The sequence below is a fragment of the Hyphococcus sp. D3-15 genome (assembly GCF_055809375.1).
Window position 1 is genome coordinate 2,270,168 of sequence record NZ_CM147910.1, and the last position, 15,118, is coordinate 2,285,285.

At 61.5% G+C, this 15,118-nt stretch carries 14 protein-coding genes; 8 read left to right on the top strand and 6 right to left on the bottom strand.

What is annotated here, in order from left to right:
- Nucleotides 1–543, bottom strand: coding sequence for a DnaJ domain-containing protein (locus AC0L8G_RS11210; protein WP_473384280.1), 543 nt, complete (start codon nucleotides 541–543; stop codon nucleotides 1–3).
- 82 nt (nucleotides 544–625) lie between these two features.
- On the bottom strand, nucleotides 626–847 hold the full coding sequence (locus tag AC0L8G_RS11215; protein ID WP_473384281.1) for a DUF2842 domain-containing protein: 222 nt from the start codon (nucleotides 845–847) through the stop codon (nucleotides 626–628).
- A 75-nt stretch (nucleotides 848–922) separates the two neighbouring features.
- On the opposite strand from AC0L8G_RS11215, the gene AC0L8G_RS11220 reads away from it, so the two are divergent.
- Entirely contained in the window at nucleotides 923–1,960 is a 1,038-nt protein-coding gene (locus AC0L8G_RS11220; RefSeq protein ID WP_473384282.1) for a COX15/CtaA family protein, read from the top strand.
- A gap of 65 nt (nucleotides 1,961–2,025) precedes the next feature.
- Here the strand turns inward: AC0L8G_RS11220 and AC0L8G_RS11225 are convergent, their stop codons facing one another.
- Together AC0L8G_RS11225 and AC0L8G_RS11230 are read right to left on the bottom strand one after the other, a co-directional pair.
- On the bottom strand, nucleotides 2,026–3,090 hold the full coding sequence (locus AC0L8G_RS11225) for a hypothetical protein (protein WP_473384283.1): 1,065 nt from the start codon (nucleotides 3,088–3,090) through the stop codon (nucleotides 2,026–2,028).
- 184 nt (nucleotides 3,091–3,274) lie between these two features.
- Nucleotides 3,275–4,018 (bottom strand): sulfite exporter TauE/SafE family protein, encoded by a 744-nt coding sequence (locus AC0L8G_RS11230; RefSeq protein ID WP_473384284.1) that lies wholly within the window; start codon nucleotides 4,016–4,018, stop codon nucleotides 3,275–3,277.
- Nucleotides 4,019–4,306: 288 nt separating this feature from the next.
- Between AC0L8G_RS11230 and AC0L8G_RS11235 the strand changes: the two genes are divergently transcribed.
- The 4 genes from AC0L8G_RS11235 to rpsI all read left to right on the top strand — a co-directional run bounded on the left by AC0L8G_RS11235 (nucleotide 4,307) and on the right by rpsI (nucleotide 5,860).
- Nucleotides 4,307–4,438 carry a hypothetical protein gene (locus tag AC0L8G_RS11235; RefSeq protein WP_473384285.1) on the top strand — a complete coding sequence of 44 codons (132 nt, stop codon included), beginning with the start codon at nucleotides 4,307–4,309 and terminating at the stop codon, nucleotides 4,436–4,438.
- A 26-nt stretch (nucleotides 4,439–4,464) separates the two neighbouring features.
- Nucleotides 4,465–4,611 carry a hypothetical protein gene (locus tag AC0L8G_RS11240; protein WP_473384286.1) on the top strand — a complete coding sequence of 49 codons (147 nt, stop codon included), beginning with the start codon at nucleotides 4,465–4,467 and terminating at the stop codon, nucleotides 4,609–4,611.
- 280 nt (nucleotides 4,612–4,891) lie between these two features.
- A complete protein-coding gene (rplM, locus tag AC0L8G_RS11245; protein WP_473384287.1) occupies nucleotides 4,892–5,365 on the top strand; it encodes a 50S ribosomal protein L13 in 474 nt (157 codons plus the stop codon).
- A 3-nt stretch (nucleotides 5,366–5,368) separates the two neighbouring features.
- Complete coding sequence (gene rpsI, locus AC0L8G_RS11250) at nucleotides 5,369–5,860, top strand: 30S ribosomal protein S9 (RefSeq protein WP_473384288.1); 492 nt, start codon at nucleotides 5,369–5,371, stop codon at nucleotides 5,858–5,860.
- Between the two features lie 177 nt (nucleotides 5,861–6,037).
- On the opposite strand, the gene AC0L8G_RS11255 is transcribed toward rpsI, so the two are convergent.
- The gene (locus tag AC0L8G_RS11255; RefSeq protein ID WP_473384289.1) at nucleotides 6,038–9,844 is read right to left on the bottom strand and encodes a translocation/assembly module TamB domain-containing protein; all 3,807 of its coding nucleotides are present in this window, start codon (nucleotides 9,842–9,844) and stop codon (nucleotides 6,038–6,040) included.
- Nucleotides 9,844–11,631, bottom strand: a complete 1,788-nt coding sequence (locus tag AC0L8G_RS11260) for an autotransporter assembly complex protein TamA (RefSeq protein ID WP_473384290.1) — start codon at nucleotides 11,629–11,631, stop codon at nucleotides 9,844–9,846. The genes AC0L8G_RS11255 and AC0L8G_RS11260 overlap by 1 nt, the downstream gene beginning before the upstream one ends.
- Nucleotides 11,632–11,899: 268 nt before the next feature.
- Between AC0L8G_RS11260 and AC0L8G_RS11265 the strand changes: the two genes are divergently transcribed.
- From AC0L8G_RS11265 to AC0L8G_RS11275, 3 genes are read left to right on the top strand one after another with little or no spacing between them, the layout of a single operon-like run.
- The gene (locus AC0L8G_RS11265; RefSeq protein WP_473384291.1) at nucleotides 11,900–13,048 is read left to right on the top strand and encodes a sulfotransferase family protein; all 1,149 of its coding nucleotides are present in this window, start codon (nucleotides 11,900–11,902) and stop codon (nucleotides 13,046–13,048) included.
- Nucleotides 13,029–14,099, top strand: coding sequence for a hypothetical protein (locus AC0L8G_RS11270; RefSeq protein WP_473384292.1), 1,071 nt, complete (start codon nucleotides 13,029–13,031; stop codon nucleotides 14,097–14,099). The genes AC0L8G_RS11265 and AC0L8G_RS11270 overlap by 20 nt, the downstream gene beginning before the upstream one ends.
- A complete protein-coding gene (locus tag AC0L8G_RS11275) occupies nucleotides 14,096–15,082 on the top strand; it encodes an NAD-dependent epimerase/dehydratase family protein (RefSeq protein WP_473384293.1) in 987 nt (328 codons plus the stop codon). Before AC0L8G_RS11270 ends, AC0L8G_RS11275 begins: the two co-directional genes overlap by 4 nt.
- Nucleotides 15,083–15,118 lie beyond the last annotated feature (36 nt).

Genomic DNA, 15,118 nt, shown 5'->3' on the forward strand with positions numbered 1-15,118 from the left:
CTAGACCATGCGGTCGGTTTGCGGCTGGGCGCCGCGATCACGCATGATTTTCTGATAGGCGTAATTCACCTTTTGCGTCGCCAGAACGGCGGCCTTGGCGATCTCCTCATCAAGATCGAGAGAGGCGAGCCGGTCAGGGTGCACGGCTTTCATGCGCGCTTTATAGGCGGTGCGGATTTCATCATTGGATGCGGCCGGCGTGACCCGCAGGGTGGCGTATGCGTCGAAGGTTTTGAGGGCTTTGTCCTGAAGCTTTGGCTCGCCGGAAAAGTCTTCGCCGTGAAGCTTTGACTTCGCGCTTTCCTCGCCGCCCTCATTCTCCATGATCGAGGCGATCTGGGTCTTTGCAACGATGATCGTTTCGCCGGAGCCAAGGCGCACGGGCAGGAAGGCGCGCGAGTCGTTAAGCAAGTCGGAGGCGCGCTCGCCGAGACTGGTGAACATCGTCGCCGCGACCGGTTTGTCGCTATTCGACATCACCAGCTTGATGTTGATTTCGTTGCGGTGCCGGAAAGTCCGTTGCTTTGTGTCGAAGGCGCTCATTGTCATCCCCGTGCCGCCTCCATCTGGCGGAAATCTACAGGGGGACTTGCAACCGGCTTGCCAGATTAACCTTTGGCGGAAATTAACCCTTCGGTCCGTCTTTCCGGCGCGGTTCGGCTTCCATCCATTTCATCAGATAATGGGCGGGGAACGCCCAGGCGACGCCTGCGATCAGAAAATAGGCGGCCTTTAACAACTGGAATTTCGGCACCAGCTCGCCCAAGGCCGCCGCGCCAAAGAAATACAGCATCAGCGCCGGCAGGAAGACGGCGAAACCGATCAGTTTTTTGTAGCGCGGGCTCATAATCGACCGTTGGATCGGGGTGGGCGCGACGCGGGGTCGCGGGCGGAAAAGGCTGGAATAGCCTAAAGGACGGCCATGGCCTCTAGCACTTCTTCTCCGGCGCCGCAAAACCGTTCTGCCGTTCAGTCCCGTCGCGTGGCGATCTGGCTGTTGATCATGTGCGCGCTGACCGCCGCCATGGTGATTGTCGGCGGCGCGACAAGGCTCACCGATTCCGGTTTGTCGATTACCGAATGGCGCCCGGTGACCGGCGCGATCCCGCCCTTGAGCGAGGCGGACTGGATGTCGGAATTCGAGAAATACAAAACCATCCCGGAATATGAGGAAGTGAACTACGGGATGAGCCTTGCCGAGTTCAAACAGATCTATTGGTGGGAATGGGGACACCGATTGCTCGGTCGCGGCATCGGCTTCGCGTTTTTGTTCCCGTTGATCTTTTTCGCCGCCACGAAACAACTGACCCGCAATTTGTCGATCAAGCTCGCGGGGCTATTTGTGCTTGGCGGGATGCAGGGCGCGCTGGGCTGGTGGATGGTGTCGTCGGGGCTCGCGGACCGGGTTGATGTCAGCCAGTACCGGCTGGCGGCGCATCTGTCCCTTGCGGTGATCCTGTTTGCGGCGATGTTCTGGCTCGTATTGGATTTATGGCCGCAGCAGAAACACGCCGTATCGGGCAAGCTGCGCATTGGCGCGCTGGCGCTGGCGGGCGGGGTGTTCGCGCAGATGGTGCTGGGCGCCTTTGTGGCGGGCCTGCGCGCCGGGCGCACCTTCAACACCTGGCCGCTAATGGACGGGAAGTTCTTCCCGGACGGCTATTTCAACGGCGCGCCGAGTTTCAACCATGCATTCGAAACCATGGCGGCGGTTCAGTTCAATCACCGCATCGGCGCCTATCTGCTCGCGGCCGGCGCGGTCTGGTTTTATCTCGCCGCGCGCAAGGGCGGATATGAATCGCGCGCGCGTCTTGTTCTCGCAGCGATCGGTCTGCAGATCGTCCTCGGGATCTGGACGGTGCTGGCGGCGACGCCGATTGCGCTTGGTCTCGCCCATCAGGCGGGCGCGCTGATCGTATTGGCTTCGGCGCTATACGCCGCCCATGGCGCGCGCGGATAACAGCGCTTTTCGTCTATTCCGGATTGACGATGCTGATCGGAATGATCAGATCCGACGCAGGCGTGTCAGTCGCTTCGCCGCGCGGCGATACGGGCTCGCCAAGCGGCAGCGACAATGCATTCTTTACCGTGCTGGCGGGGGCAAGGCGGATCGCCGCTTCGCCTTCCGCGCCCGCAACGCCGAACGCAACCACGCCATTGCGATAGAGCGCGCCGAGATTGCCGCCGGTCGCGCCAAGATTGCGCCTCGCCGACAGCCGGCAGATCATCCGTGCCCTCCAGCACGACAGCGCCCAGCGCTTCGCCGGTGTCGCGGTTGAAGACATGCACGGCGCCGTTTTCCAGTCCGCTGAGCAGGATCAAGCCGCTAATGACGGACGGGTCGTCGCTGTCGGCGGCGGCGAGAACCGAGATGGCGCCCGGTGACGTGGCCGCACTGCGCGCGAAAGGCGCAGCGAAGCCGTCATCGCCCGCAAGCTTGTAGATGTCGCCATTATCGGCGGCGGCGAGCAAGGCGCCGTCAAGGTCGATAGCGCAACTGACGAGATTGTCCGGCGCAGTGATCTGGGATTGGCTTTCAACCTCTACGCCTTCCGGGCTGGCTGCGAGATTGAAGGTCTGTATGCCGCCTTTTTGCACGACAAATAGCGATGGCGCCGTAGCGTCCTGCGCGCGGCCAAGACAGAAATCGCGCACGGCGCCGCGAATTACCGGGCCGGCGTTAAGCGGCAGGAAGGCGCGCGTGTTGTTGTCCACGCCGTAAAAACGAAAAGTGTTTTCCGCGCTGTCGAGAAAGGCGATGAAGCCCGCCGCCTGGCGCCCGGCGCCGAGATATCCGGTCGCCACGCCTTCCGCGGCGAAACCGCCAATGCGCGAGACCACATTGCCGTCTTCCATACTATAGGAAACCACGCCCGCTTTCGTGGCGACGATCATCACGCCGTTAAAGGAAAGCGTCGGATGGTCCCAGAAGGCGATCCCCGTCGCGGCGCCCGGCAGGCCCGGCAATTCATCGCTCACCGGCGCGGAGACCGTCAGGACTTCCGGCGCCCTGGTTTCAGGCGCAGATGCGTCGCGCCCGCAGGCGGTGGTGAAGAGCAAGCCGGCGAGTATCAGGGCGGTAAGGCGCATTCGCGACTCCGTTTTCACTCAGATATCTCGGCGCTTTCCCGCTTTGCCGTCACCGGGAGCGCCGAAAAATTGCAGCGACCGGAATTCGGTCGCAAACACGCATTGCAAAGGCGTGGCGCACCATCCGGCGCAGCGCCGGTCGGGTCAAGGGCGGTTGCCTGTGTTCAGGCGCGTCAGCGCGTGCTCACCGCAACGCCGTGATCAGACTCCACAGGCTGGTGAGGCAGATCGCGGCGCCGACCAGCACCAGCAAGGCCCGGCGCGGGGCGCGTTTGACCAGCATGGCGGCGATCGGCGCGGCGACCAGGCCGCCGATCAACAGGCCGAGCGCGGCCTTGCCGAAGCTTGGCCCGAGCGCGGCGAGAAAGGCGAGGGACGCCGCCAGCGTCACCACGAATTCCGACAGATTGACCGTGCCGATCATCTTGTTCGGCGCGCCGCCTCTCGCGATCAGGTTCGAGACCACGACCGGCCCCCAGCCGCCGCCGCCCGCCGCATCGACAAATCCGCCGACAAAGCCGAGCAGGCGCACCTTGCCCACCGGCTTGTGCGCGCGCGGCGGGATGAAGGCTTTGCGGATGACGATGACGCCCATCAAGAACAGATAGACCGCGATAAGCGGGCGCGCGGCGTCGAGATGAATGAAGCTGATCAGCAAGGCGCCCAGCAGCGCGCCAAGCGCGCCCGCAACGGCGAGGCGGCGGAACAAACCCCAATCCACATTGCGCACTTTCGCATGCGACGCGCCGGATGCGGCGGTGGTGAACAACTCCGCCACATGCACATTGGCGCTGGCGACGGCGGGCGGCATGCCCACGGCCACCAGCGCGGTGGTGGAGAACAGGCCATAAGCCATGCCCAGCGTGCCGTCGATAAGCTGGGCGAAAAACCCGATCAGCACAAACCAGAAGAATGCGTCGTCTATCAATCTAAGCCCCTGTCCAAGCCGCCTGTGGCGGACAACCGGTTTACCCTTAAAAAAGGGCGTTTCCGCGGCCATGATAAAAGGTTTCTACAGAAACAAATAGCAAGCGATAAATGCTAAAGCGGGCGTAAGTTTCGGCGCCAGCAAGCGCGCCGGTGTCAAGCCGTTCGCGCAACATTAAATTTACGCGCCGGAGGCGATTCTGTCCAAGAATTCATTCCTCCCTACAGAAACTAATATTAGATTTGCAGGCGGCGGCGATGAGCGCCGCTTTTAACAGGACATTCCACCATGGACACCACAGCCCACGGCGCCAAAGCGGCGGCGCCGACCCCTGCCGGTCAGCCAAAACCCGCCGACATCAAACGGCCGGACGCAAAACCAGCGCCGAAGCCGGGCGCGAAACCGGACAAGAAAAAGTAAGCTGCAAGCTCGATAGGAGCATTGTTGTGAAGTTGGATTTTCTCCTGTCGATGGCGCTTGCCGCCGGGCTCGCCTTTACGCCGGCCTATTCCCAGGACGATGACGAAGAGGCGGATGCGGCGCTATTGGCGCCCGATGCGCAAGCAATGACGGACAAGGACAGCCAGTCCTAGGGCGCGGATCCCGCTATGGGGGAGATCCGGTCCCGGCTGGCCGTCACTGGCGGGGGAGGCCCAATGCGGCCTCCCTTGGCGTTTTCCGGGGCTTTCAGCCAGCCTCAAATGACGCGGTAAAATAATACCACATAAATAGCGCCCTGTTTTCTATATATTTCTCGCAAAGGTGTTGACCAAAACGGGAGAGGGCGGTACCTGCCCGGCTTCCAGTGGCGGAGCGCGCTTTGGCGCGAGCCCCGTCCGACAGTTTGAACCAAGACCCGCAGGAACCAGACCCATGAAAACCTACGCCATGAAGCCGGCGGAAGCGGAAGCGCAGAAGAACTGGATTTTGATTGACGCTGAAGGCCTCGTTGTCGGCCGTCTCGCCTCGATCATCGCCATGCGCCTTCGCGGCAAGCACAAGCCGGCCTACACCCCGCATGTGGATTGCGGCGATAATGTCATCGTCGTCAACGCCGATAAAGTTGTCTTCACCGGCAACAAGATGGCGAACAAGAAATTCTACTGGCACACCGGCTATCCGGGCGGCATCAAAGAACGCACCATGGAAAAGCTGATTGGCGGCAAGCATCCTGAGCGGGTGCTGATGAAAGCCGTTGAGCGCATGCTGCCGAAGGATTCATCGCTCGCCCGCGCGCAAATGACCAATCTGCGCATCTATGCCGGCGCGGAGCATCCGCATGAGGCGCAAACGCCCGTCAAACTCGACGTCGCCGCGATGAACGTTAAGAACAAGAAAGACGCATAAGCCATGAGCACGACATCTTTTGAAGGTCTGAAAGACGCCGCCGCAGAAGCCGGCGTCATCGCAGAAGCGCCGGAAGTCGCTGAATTGCCCGAGCCGAAGATCGATTCCCTCGGCCGCGCCTACGCAACCGGCAAACGTAAAACCGCCGTCGCCCGCGTCTGGATCAAGCCCGGCTCCGGTAAGATCACCGTCAACGGCAAAGACCAGAAAGACTATTTCGGTCGCGCCGTTTTGCAGATGATCATCAAGCAGCCGCTGATCGCCACCGATCGCGCCACCCAGTTTGACGTGGTCTGCACCGTCGCCGGTTCCGGCCCTTCAGGCCAGGCGGGCGCCGTGCGTCACGGCATCGCCAAGGCGCTGACCTATTATGAACCTTCTTTGCGGACCAGCCTGAAAAAAGGCGGCTTCCTGACCCGTGACTCGCGCACCGTCGAGCGTAAGAAATACGGCCGGAAAAAAGCCCGCAGAAGCTTCCAATTCTCCAAGCGCTAAGCGGGTTTCAGGGCCTGACTGTCCAAAGCTTAACCTTTGCGGTCTAGATTTTGGCTCTGTAATTTGCATTTCTTGCGCGCTGGATGGATTTATTCCGTCCAGACACGACTATCTCGAAAACGCCGCCTCTGTCCCCCAGGGCGGCGTTTTCTTTTTCAGGCCTGTTTCAGGACTGTCCTAAAAATCTTTCTTCCAGTTGGCGGACACGGTCTGGTCGCCATCCTGTTCGATTTCCGTTTCGACGACGATGTTGTCGGTGATCTCGTATTTCACCGAGACCGAGCCATTGCGCCCTTCCGCATCCTGGCTGGCGGAAACGAAAAATCCGTCTGCAACGTATTTCCCGACAGTGAGCGAGCCGCCGCCATTTTCCGGATCGATGTCCACATTCAACAGATCGAGCCCGACTGTGCGCCGCAGCCTTCCGGTGATGCCGTCGCCGCCAAACGGGCCGACGCCGCTTAACGAGGCGAGCGCTTCGGCCGCCTGCAGCGATTCAAAGGCCGACAGATCCTGCGCCGGTTTTCCGAACAGCACGAGGGCCATCACATCTTCCGACGGCAGGACGGGCGTAGAGGTCAGGGCGATGGCGGGGTTGGCGGCGCGCCCGGAGATGACGATGGCGGCGGTCACCCCGTCCGGGGCCTGATGCTCGGCGCGAATATCGAGCTGCGGGTTATTCGCCGCCAGCCGGTCGAAATTAATCGCGCCCCGGGTCAGGTCGAAACGCCGGCCGGAAAAATCGAGCCAGCCGCGGCGCAGGGTGAGCGAGCCCAGCACCAGCGGCGCCTCGCGTCCATTGACGGCGTTCACATCCGCCGCCCATTCGCTTTCAAGGCCGCGGCCGCGGATGAAGATCCGGTCATCGGCCTCAACATGAATGTCGTAATCGAGGCTGGCGCTTTTGGGCGGGTCCAGCGCTTGCGGCGCGGCTGGCTCGTTTTCGTTAAAGGCGATGACTTCGATATTGACGAGCCCGGTTGTTTCCGGCGCGACGATCTCCGCATCAAGCTCGGTGATCGACACGGTTCCTTTCGCAGTCAGCGCATCAAGCGGGCCGGAAACGGTCAGGTCGCCATCGGCGCGCAACTGGTTCACCGGATGCGCCGATAGTTCCGCGCCGTCGAGTTTCACCTTGAAGTCGAGATTTGACGCGTCGCCGATTTTAAGATCACCGGCGAAAGTGATGGTGTCGGCGCGTGACTGGTCGGCGCCGCGCGCGCCGCCTTTAATGCTCATCGTGCTGGCGTCGGCGCCGTAATTGGCTTGCGCCTCCGCATGCAGGCCCGCCAGTGAAAAGCCGGACTCGATTTCGGTATAGGCGCCGTTTGTCAGATTGGCGCTGCCTGAAACCGAAGGCGCCGCGAGCTTGCCGCCAAGGGTGAAATCCGCCGTCAGATCGCCTTCAATGCTTTGCAGCACCGGCGGCATATAGGCGGCGAGGGCTTGAATGTCGCCATTGTACCGCACGCGCCCGGCCATGTCGCCCGATGTGTCTATGGCGATGCTCGGTGTTTTGCGCAGCAGGGCGGGAAGGCGCACATCAAGATCGAGCGCCGAGCCGTCGCCGCGATCGGAAAGCCGGAAAGTCTTGCCGTCCCAGATGAATTTTCCGTCGATGGAGGCTTCTTCATTGTTGAGCAGAAGCGACCGCAAATAGAACTCGCCGCTTGCCGGTGTCTGCGCATTGGTGTCGAGGGCGATGGTCGCCGTCACCTGTCCGTCCGCATCCGGAATATTCACATCAGTCAGGGCGGCGTCGGCGCGCCAGCGTCTCGCGCTGAAACCGCCATCGAGCGAGATCACGCCCTGCCGGCCATAAGTTAGGCGGAGATTGCGGATATCGACGCCGTCTTTGAAGTCGAAATGCGCGGGCTCGGTCAGCCTCGCCCTGTTGTCGCGAATGACCGCTTCAAAGGCGTTGAGCGAAAGCGTCGGCGCTCCCTGCGCATTCAGCTGGCCGCGCGCGGAAAGCGCTTCGATGACGCCGGTCTGCGGCGTTTCAATAGCGTCGCCGGATACGGTGAGCCGCACGGCGCCCGGCGGGCCTTCCGCCGTCACCTGCGCGCCGGTCAGCAGGAGGTCATTGATGCGCAATGCGTTTGCGGTCGCTTCCATCCGGTTCAGCGCGCCGTCGCGCGACAACACGCCTTTCGCCGACAGATCTCCGGCGGCGGCGATCCCGGGCCAGGGTTCGCCGTCTTCCTCGCCCGTATAGCGCAGATCGAGATTGACGGTCTGGCGGCCGGGCTCAATGCGCGCCGTCCCGCCAAGCGAGAAGCCGCGCCCGCCATAAGACAGGGTCGGGATGCGGATCGCGCCGTCTTCCGAAGCGCGAAGTTGCACATCGAGGCGCCGCGGCGCGCCATTGCTGGCGCGGGCTTTCACCGCGCCGCTGGGAAGGTTCGGCAGCCCGGACAGCGCCGCTTCCACATTCATTGGCGGCAACGCGCTGTCATTGAGTTTCAGCAACGGCGTTTCAAATGCGGTTGTCAGCGTGAACATGTCGAGCGGCCCGGCAAGATCGATATCGCCAGTCACGTCGCCGGCTGCTTCCGCGCCGGGCATCAATTTTTCAACGAAGGCAGGCGCGAGCAGGATGTCGCCTTTCAGCGTCACCGCTTCATCGGCGAAGCTGAAGGCGCCGTCGCCGGTAAAGCGCGCGCCAAGGCCGATTTGCGCGCGCGCCTTTTTGACCGTCACGAGGGTTTCGAAATCGGCGTCGAGCGTTGCATCCAGTGAAAAGCCGCTTTCCAGCCAGATCGGCGCATTGTCGCGCGGCGTAGCGGCGAAGCTGGCCTCTCCGGAAACGCGGCTGCGCAAATCGGTGGCGCCTTTTTGCAGGATCAAGGTCGCCAGCGGACCGCTAAGCGTGCCGGCCAATGCGTAATCGTCGCGCCGCCAGTCGAGCGCGGCCTTCAGCGCCAATTCGTCGCCGGCGATGTCCTGAATTTCCGGGCGATAGGTCTCCGCCAGTCGCGCATTCAAATTCGCGGTCAGTTTGTTGACAAACCCGCGCGGCGCCTGCCAGGCGAGCGCGCCGTCAATCTCGCCCAGTGCAGAGGTGAGCTTGTGGATAGTCAGGGCGCCGCCGCGAACCTTCGCGTCATAGCGCGCATCCAGCGTCACCGGGCCGGAAAGCTCTGTGATCGTGTTGAGCCGCGCGCCGGGATCGAGCTGCAAGTTGATATCCGCGCCGTTAAAGCCGTCGAGATCCGTGATGATGTTTGCGGTGATGTCGCCATAAAAACCGATAGAGCCTTCAATGGTCATTTCGGCTTTGTCGACCGGGCTGTCGCCCGCCGCGCGAAGGGACAAGGGCCCTTCAAGGCCGATCAGCGTGGTCAGCGCGCCGCCCGGTTCGCCGGTGACGGTTGCGTCCAGCTTGAAGCGCCCGCTTTGCGGCGACTTGTCGAAAAGGATATCCGCCTTGTCGGCGCCTTCCTCGCTGTTGAGGTCAAGCTGCAACGCGATGGCGGGGCCATCGAGACGAAGCGCGCCTTCGCCGTCAATGCGGCGCTCAACCCCGTCGACCGTCGCTGTGAAATTGTCGATGACAAGGTGGCTGATGTCGATATGCGGCGCCTCGCCGAAAATTTTGAGCTGGCGCGCTTCCTCTGCTTTCGGCTCGCCTTCCGGCGGTTCGCGCAGCAGCTTCACACCAGAGAAAGTCGCGTCATCGATGATGATCCGTTTGCCGATCAGGGCGAGGGGGCGCCATCGCAGTTCCAGCTTCTCTGCGGTCAGCCACGGGCCGGCGCCGTCGGAAAGCGTCACGCCATCGAGAATGATATGACCGGGCAGCGCGCCCTTCAGCGCGCCAATATCGGTCTCGCTGTTGAGCTGCGTGCTGATCTGACTTTCAACCAGCTCCTCAAGGAACTCCCGACCCGGCGGCGTATAGAACAGCGCGACCCAGGAGCCGATGATCAAAGCAACCAGCGCGGCGAGGGCATAGAGCGATATGACAGCGATATGGCGCATTAGAATGGTTGCCCCAGCGCGATGTAAATCTGGAAATCGCTGTCGGTTGCCCGTTTGTCCATGGGAAAGGCGATGTCAGCGCGGATCGGGCCAATCGGCGTCAGATAACGAATGCCGCCGCCATAACCGATAAAATATTCGTCGGTGAAGTCGGGAATGGACCGCGTTGAAACCGAGCCGGCGTCTGTAAAAGCGGCGAGTTGCAGGTTCTTGAGAATTTTGACCCGCGCTTCAAAGGCGCCTTCAATGCGTGAGCGTCCGCCAATCGGATCATTGTCGGCGTCGAGCGGTCCGGCTTCCTGATAGCTGTAGCCGCGCACGGACCCGCCGCCGCCGGCATAATAGCGTTTGTTGAGCGGCAAGTCGCTAAAGCCGATATTGTAGGTTGCGCCTAATGCGGCTCGCGCCGCCAGCGTCACCATATCGTTCTTGCCGATATGCACGCGCCCGCGCGCGGCGAGATCCATCTGGGTGAAGTTTTTCGATCCCGTATAAGGCGCGATGGTGAAGGAGCTGCGGAATCCCTTGGAGGGATCGAGCAGGTCGTCCTCGGAATTCCAGATCACCGATAGCGGCAGGGAGACGAGATAGTTCCGCTCCTCGTCGCCATCATTGCGGACATTCGATGTCTCCAGCGCCAGCGTGCCGCGGGTTTCCAGCCGGTCTTTCATCCATTTCTTTGACAAGCCGCCCGACAGCTCCAGCGTGCGCGCCTTATAGGCGTCTGTGGTTTCGTTGGTGAAGGCTGCATTGGCGTAAGCGTCGCCGCGAAAGCGCGGCATCGGGCGGGTGAGGGCCAGATTAGCCGATTGCTCGATTTGCGACCCGCGCAGTTCGACCCGCCCGTTCTCGCCATGGCCGAGAATATTGCGATGTTCGAAAAACAGCCGTCCGCCCGGACCTTCCGCCGTCGAATAGGAGACACCCGCGCCGACCGTGTGTTGTTTGCGTTCTTCAAGCTCGACCAGAATCGGCGCGACGCCGTTTTCATCCAGCGGTCCCGGGCGCACATCGACTTTTGTGTAGAGCGCGGTTTTTTGAAGACGGTCATAATAGGCGGTCATCTTCTCGCGGTCGAATTCTTCGCCGGCTTTCCAGGTCTTCATGCGCGCGACGAATTTCGGATCGGATTTGCCGTCGACGGAAACGCGCGGTTCGCCGAATTGCGCCTTTGGCCCGCTCTTGAAAACGAAGACGGCGTTCGCCTCGCCGGTTTCGAAATTGGCGATGACGCGGCGATTGATGTTCTCCGCCGATGGATAGCCATTGTTCCAGAGATGGGTCAAAAACGCGTCCTGCAGATCGCGCAGGCTGGCGCCATCGGCGCGGCCTTCGGATTTGACGCCTGCATCCTCGAGCGAGGTCGGCCGGCCTTCGACTTCGTCCTGAAACAGGATGTCATATTCGACGACTTTGAACGCGGCGCCCGGCGTGATCTGAAACACCACTTTCGGCGCGCCGCCTTGCTCATCTTGAACCAGCGTGAAGTCGGTCTTGCCCGCATAATAGCCGGCGGCGGAGAGGGCGTTGTCGAAGGCTTCCACGTCGCGGCGGGCAGCGCGGCGCAAGGCGGCGGCCGTCGGATAGTCGCGCCGCGCCTTGATCAACTCCGAAATCATTTCGAGTTTCGGCTTGAGCCCGTTCGGGGCGCCTTCAATTTCCGTTTTGTAGGAAAGGTCGGGCGCCGCCTGGGCGGCGGAAACGGGGGGACTGGTGACGACTGGACATGCGGCGAGCCCGCAAAAAATCGCCGCTCGCCAGTAAGATCGCCGCTGGAAACGCAACATGCTCTCGCTCAATTCACGCCTGCGCCGCGACCCTGTTCGGGCCCCGGCCGCTCCCTCCATGAGGTGTTTCCCAGCACCCTGTCACGCCATGGTTAACCATGTGCTTCGAAATGGTCCTTTCTACGCCCATTTACTGGCCCAAAGCCCATATTTTGCGCGGCTTTGCGGCGATTTGCCGGTTGCGCGCTTCTGGCCCGTCCGGAAGGATTGCGCTATGCCCGCTGATTAAGCCCGTATCAAGGCAACAGGACGAAAGGCGAAACATTCCATGGCGCATCCACTGAGCGGCGCAAATCTCGGAACATTGGCGACGGTGATCGGCCGTTCCGGCCTGCCCAGCCATCCGCTCGCCGGGGCGGCGATCGGGCTCGCCGGGCTGGGGCGCTGGCCGTTTTCGACCGCCGAAAAGCTGATCATGGAATCGAAGCTGCCGAGGCTTGAGGATATGCCGCCGCCGGTGTTCATCCTCGGTCATTGGCGCTCGGGCACGACCCATCTTTACAACATCATGTGCGAGAGCGGCGATTGGGGTTTTGTGCCGCCGGTTGCGACCGGGCTGCCATGGGACCTATTCGGCATCGCCAGGGTCTTCAATCCGCTGCTTGAAAAGGCGCTGCCCAAACACCGCTATATCGACAACATTCCGGTGACGCCGACCAGCCCGCAGGAAGATGAAATCGCCATCGCCAATATGTCGGATCTGTCGTTTTATCACGGCATTTATTTCCCGAAGGCGTTCGCGGAAAATGTATCGCGCGGGTTGTTTTTCGACGGATGTTCGACCGCGGAAATCCGTAGCTGGCGCAAGCAGTTTTCTTATTTTCTGCGCAAGCTCTATCTGTTTCAGGGCGAGAAACCGCTGCTGATCAAGAACCCGGTCTATACGGGCCGCTTCGCCATGCTGAAGGAAATGTTTCCTGATGCGAAATTCATTCACATTCACCGCAATCCCTATGACGTTTTCGTCTCTATGCGGAATTTCTACGCCAAGCTGCTGAAGCAGTTCGCGCTGCAGGGATATGATCATGTGGATATCGATGAGACGATCCTGTCAGTCTATGAGCGCATGATGACCGCCTATCTGCGTGATGCGCAGGGCATGGCGCCCGGCCAGCTTGCGGAACTGCGCTATGACGAGCTCGATGCGGACCCGTTGGCCTCAATCGCCTGGATTTATGAGCAATTATCGCTGCCGGGCTTTGACGCCGCCCGCCCTAAATTCGAATCCTATCTTGCCTCCATCGCGAGCTTCGAGAAGAATAAGTTCGACTATTCCGATGAAGCGGCGGCCAAAGTAGAGGCGCGTCTCAAGCCCTTTATCGAGAAATGGGACTATCAGCGGCCGGGCCGCGAGGCGGTGAAATCCGCTGGGGATGAAGACGGCAAAGGGGCGCGTCATGGGGAAAACGCTGCGTAAACTGGCGGCTGTTATGATTGCGCCGCTTGCGGCTTCCTGCGCCAAAGAAGAAATCGGCGCCGCAAAATATTCCGCCAGTGATTGCCGACGGGTCGCCCTGATTGATGTGGCGAGCGGCGACGCCTTGCGCGGCGCAGAAGATTTCGCGCTCGACGCAGATAACGGTCGCCTGTTCATTTCCGCTTATGACCGGCGCGCGGTTGAAAAGGCCGTGAGCAAGCGCCGCGAGGCTTTGCCGCAGGGCGGGCTCTATTCGGTTTCGCTGGATGATCTTTTCAATCCGGAAGTTCTGGCGTTGAACGTCGCCTCGCTGGCGGCGCCTTCCGACTTTACCGGCGGATTGCACCCGCACGGTCTTTCCTATGATGCGGTGAACCACGAGCTCTTGTTCATCAACCGCACCTATCTGCGCGAGGGGCGCAAATGGGTGATGCGTCCGCAACTTCAGCGCATCGGCGCCAATGGCGAAGTGTTTGTCGGCAAGCCCGAGCCGGTGCATTGCGCCGCGAATAATGTTGTCGCAGACGCGGACGGCGCGCTCGCAAGTTTCGATCACGGCTCCTGCGGCTTTGGCGGCGCGCTGGAAAATGTCTTCGGGCTAAAGCGCAGCGGCGTCGAGCGCGGCGGGGTGAAGCTTTTTTCAAAAGCCTCCTTCGCCAACGGGATCACTGGTCTTGCAGATAACAAGCTGGCGATGGCGGCGACGCGAGAGGAAGCGCTGGTTTTTCTTGGCGGCGACGCGTTCACCGAAGATGCGCGCATCGCGCTTCCCGGCGGGCCGGATAATCTCACCATCGCGGCGGATGGGGCCATCGTTGCCGCGGTCCACCCTTCGATGATCAAGCTGATGGTCAACCGCAAATTCGGCATGGCCAAAGCCCCGGCGCGCATCGTCAAGGCGGAGCCGGAATCCGGCGCGGTCGAGATCTTGTTTGACGACGCGAAGGGCGACTTATTCAGCGCGGCCACCGTCGCGATTGAAACCGAGCAAGGCCTCGCCGCCGGATCGGTGACCGATGAAGGCTTGCTGGTCTGTCAGGCGGCTTCATGAGCGCTGTCACGCTGGTGACCGGCGGCGCGGGGTTTGTCGGCAAGGCGCTGGTTGAAAAACTTCGCGCGCGCGGCGAACGGGTGCGGAGCTTTGATCTTGCGCCGCCCGCCCATGAAGATGACGTACAAGGATCAATCACGGACGCAGAAGCGGTTGCAAGCGCGATGGAGGGCGTCGCCAGCGTGTTCCATCTGGCCGGCAATGCGCAGCTCTGGGCGCCCGACAGTTCGGTGTTTGAAAAAATCAATCATCAGGGAACGAAGCTGGTCGCTGCTGCGGCGAGACAAGCGACCGCGCGGCTGGTGCATTGCTCGAGCCTGACGACTTTGGTCGGTGAGAAAACGCCGATCGGCGCGTCGAATGCGGATGAAGACCTTCATTGGGCGCCGGAAGACATGCTCGGCCTCTATCCGCGGTCGAAATTGCTGGCCGAGCGCGCTGTCGAGGCGGCGGTGCAAGACGGGTTGGACGCGGTGATCGCGCTGCCGACCGAACCCCTCGGGCCGGGCGATGACGCAATCACGCCGCCGACGCAAATGATCCTCGATTTCGCCAATGGAAAAACGCCGGCTTACATCGACTGCATTTTGAATTTCGTACCGGTGGATAGTCTCGCCGAAGGGCTGATTGCAGCCCGCGAGCGCGGACGGCGCGGCGCGCGCTATCTGTTGGGGGGCGAGAATATTCCCATGGTTCGCTTGCTGTCCTTGATCGAAGCGCGGTCAGGACGCCCCGCGCCGAAAACCAAAATGCCCTATTGGGTCGCGCTCGCCGCCGGCGCTGTTGATACGGGGTTGGTTTCAACATTTACCCGCAAGCCGCCAAAGGCGCCGCTGACCGGCGTGCGCCTTGCCGGGCGGCAGGTTTCGTTCTCATCTGAAAAAGCCTCGCGCGAGCTCGACTGGCGCGCGGCGCCTGCGGAACCGGCGCTTGCGGCCATGCTGGACTGGGCGAATGACAAGGGACTGTTGAAACCGGTTTAACCCGTCACAAAAAAGCGTCATCATCGCGGGGCGAGG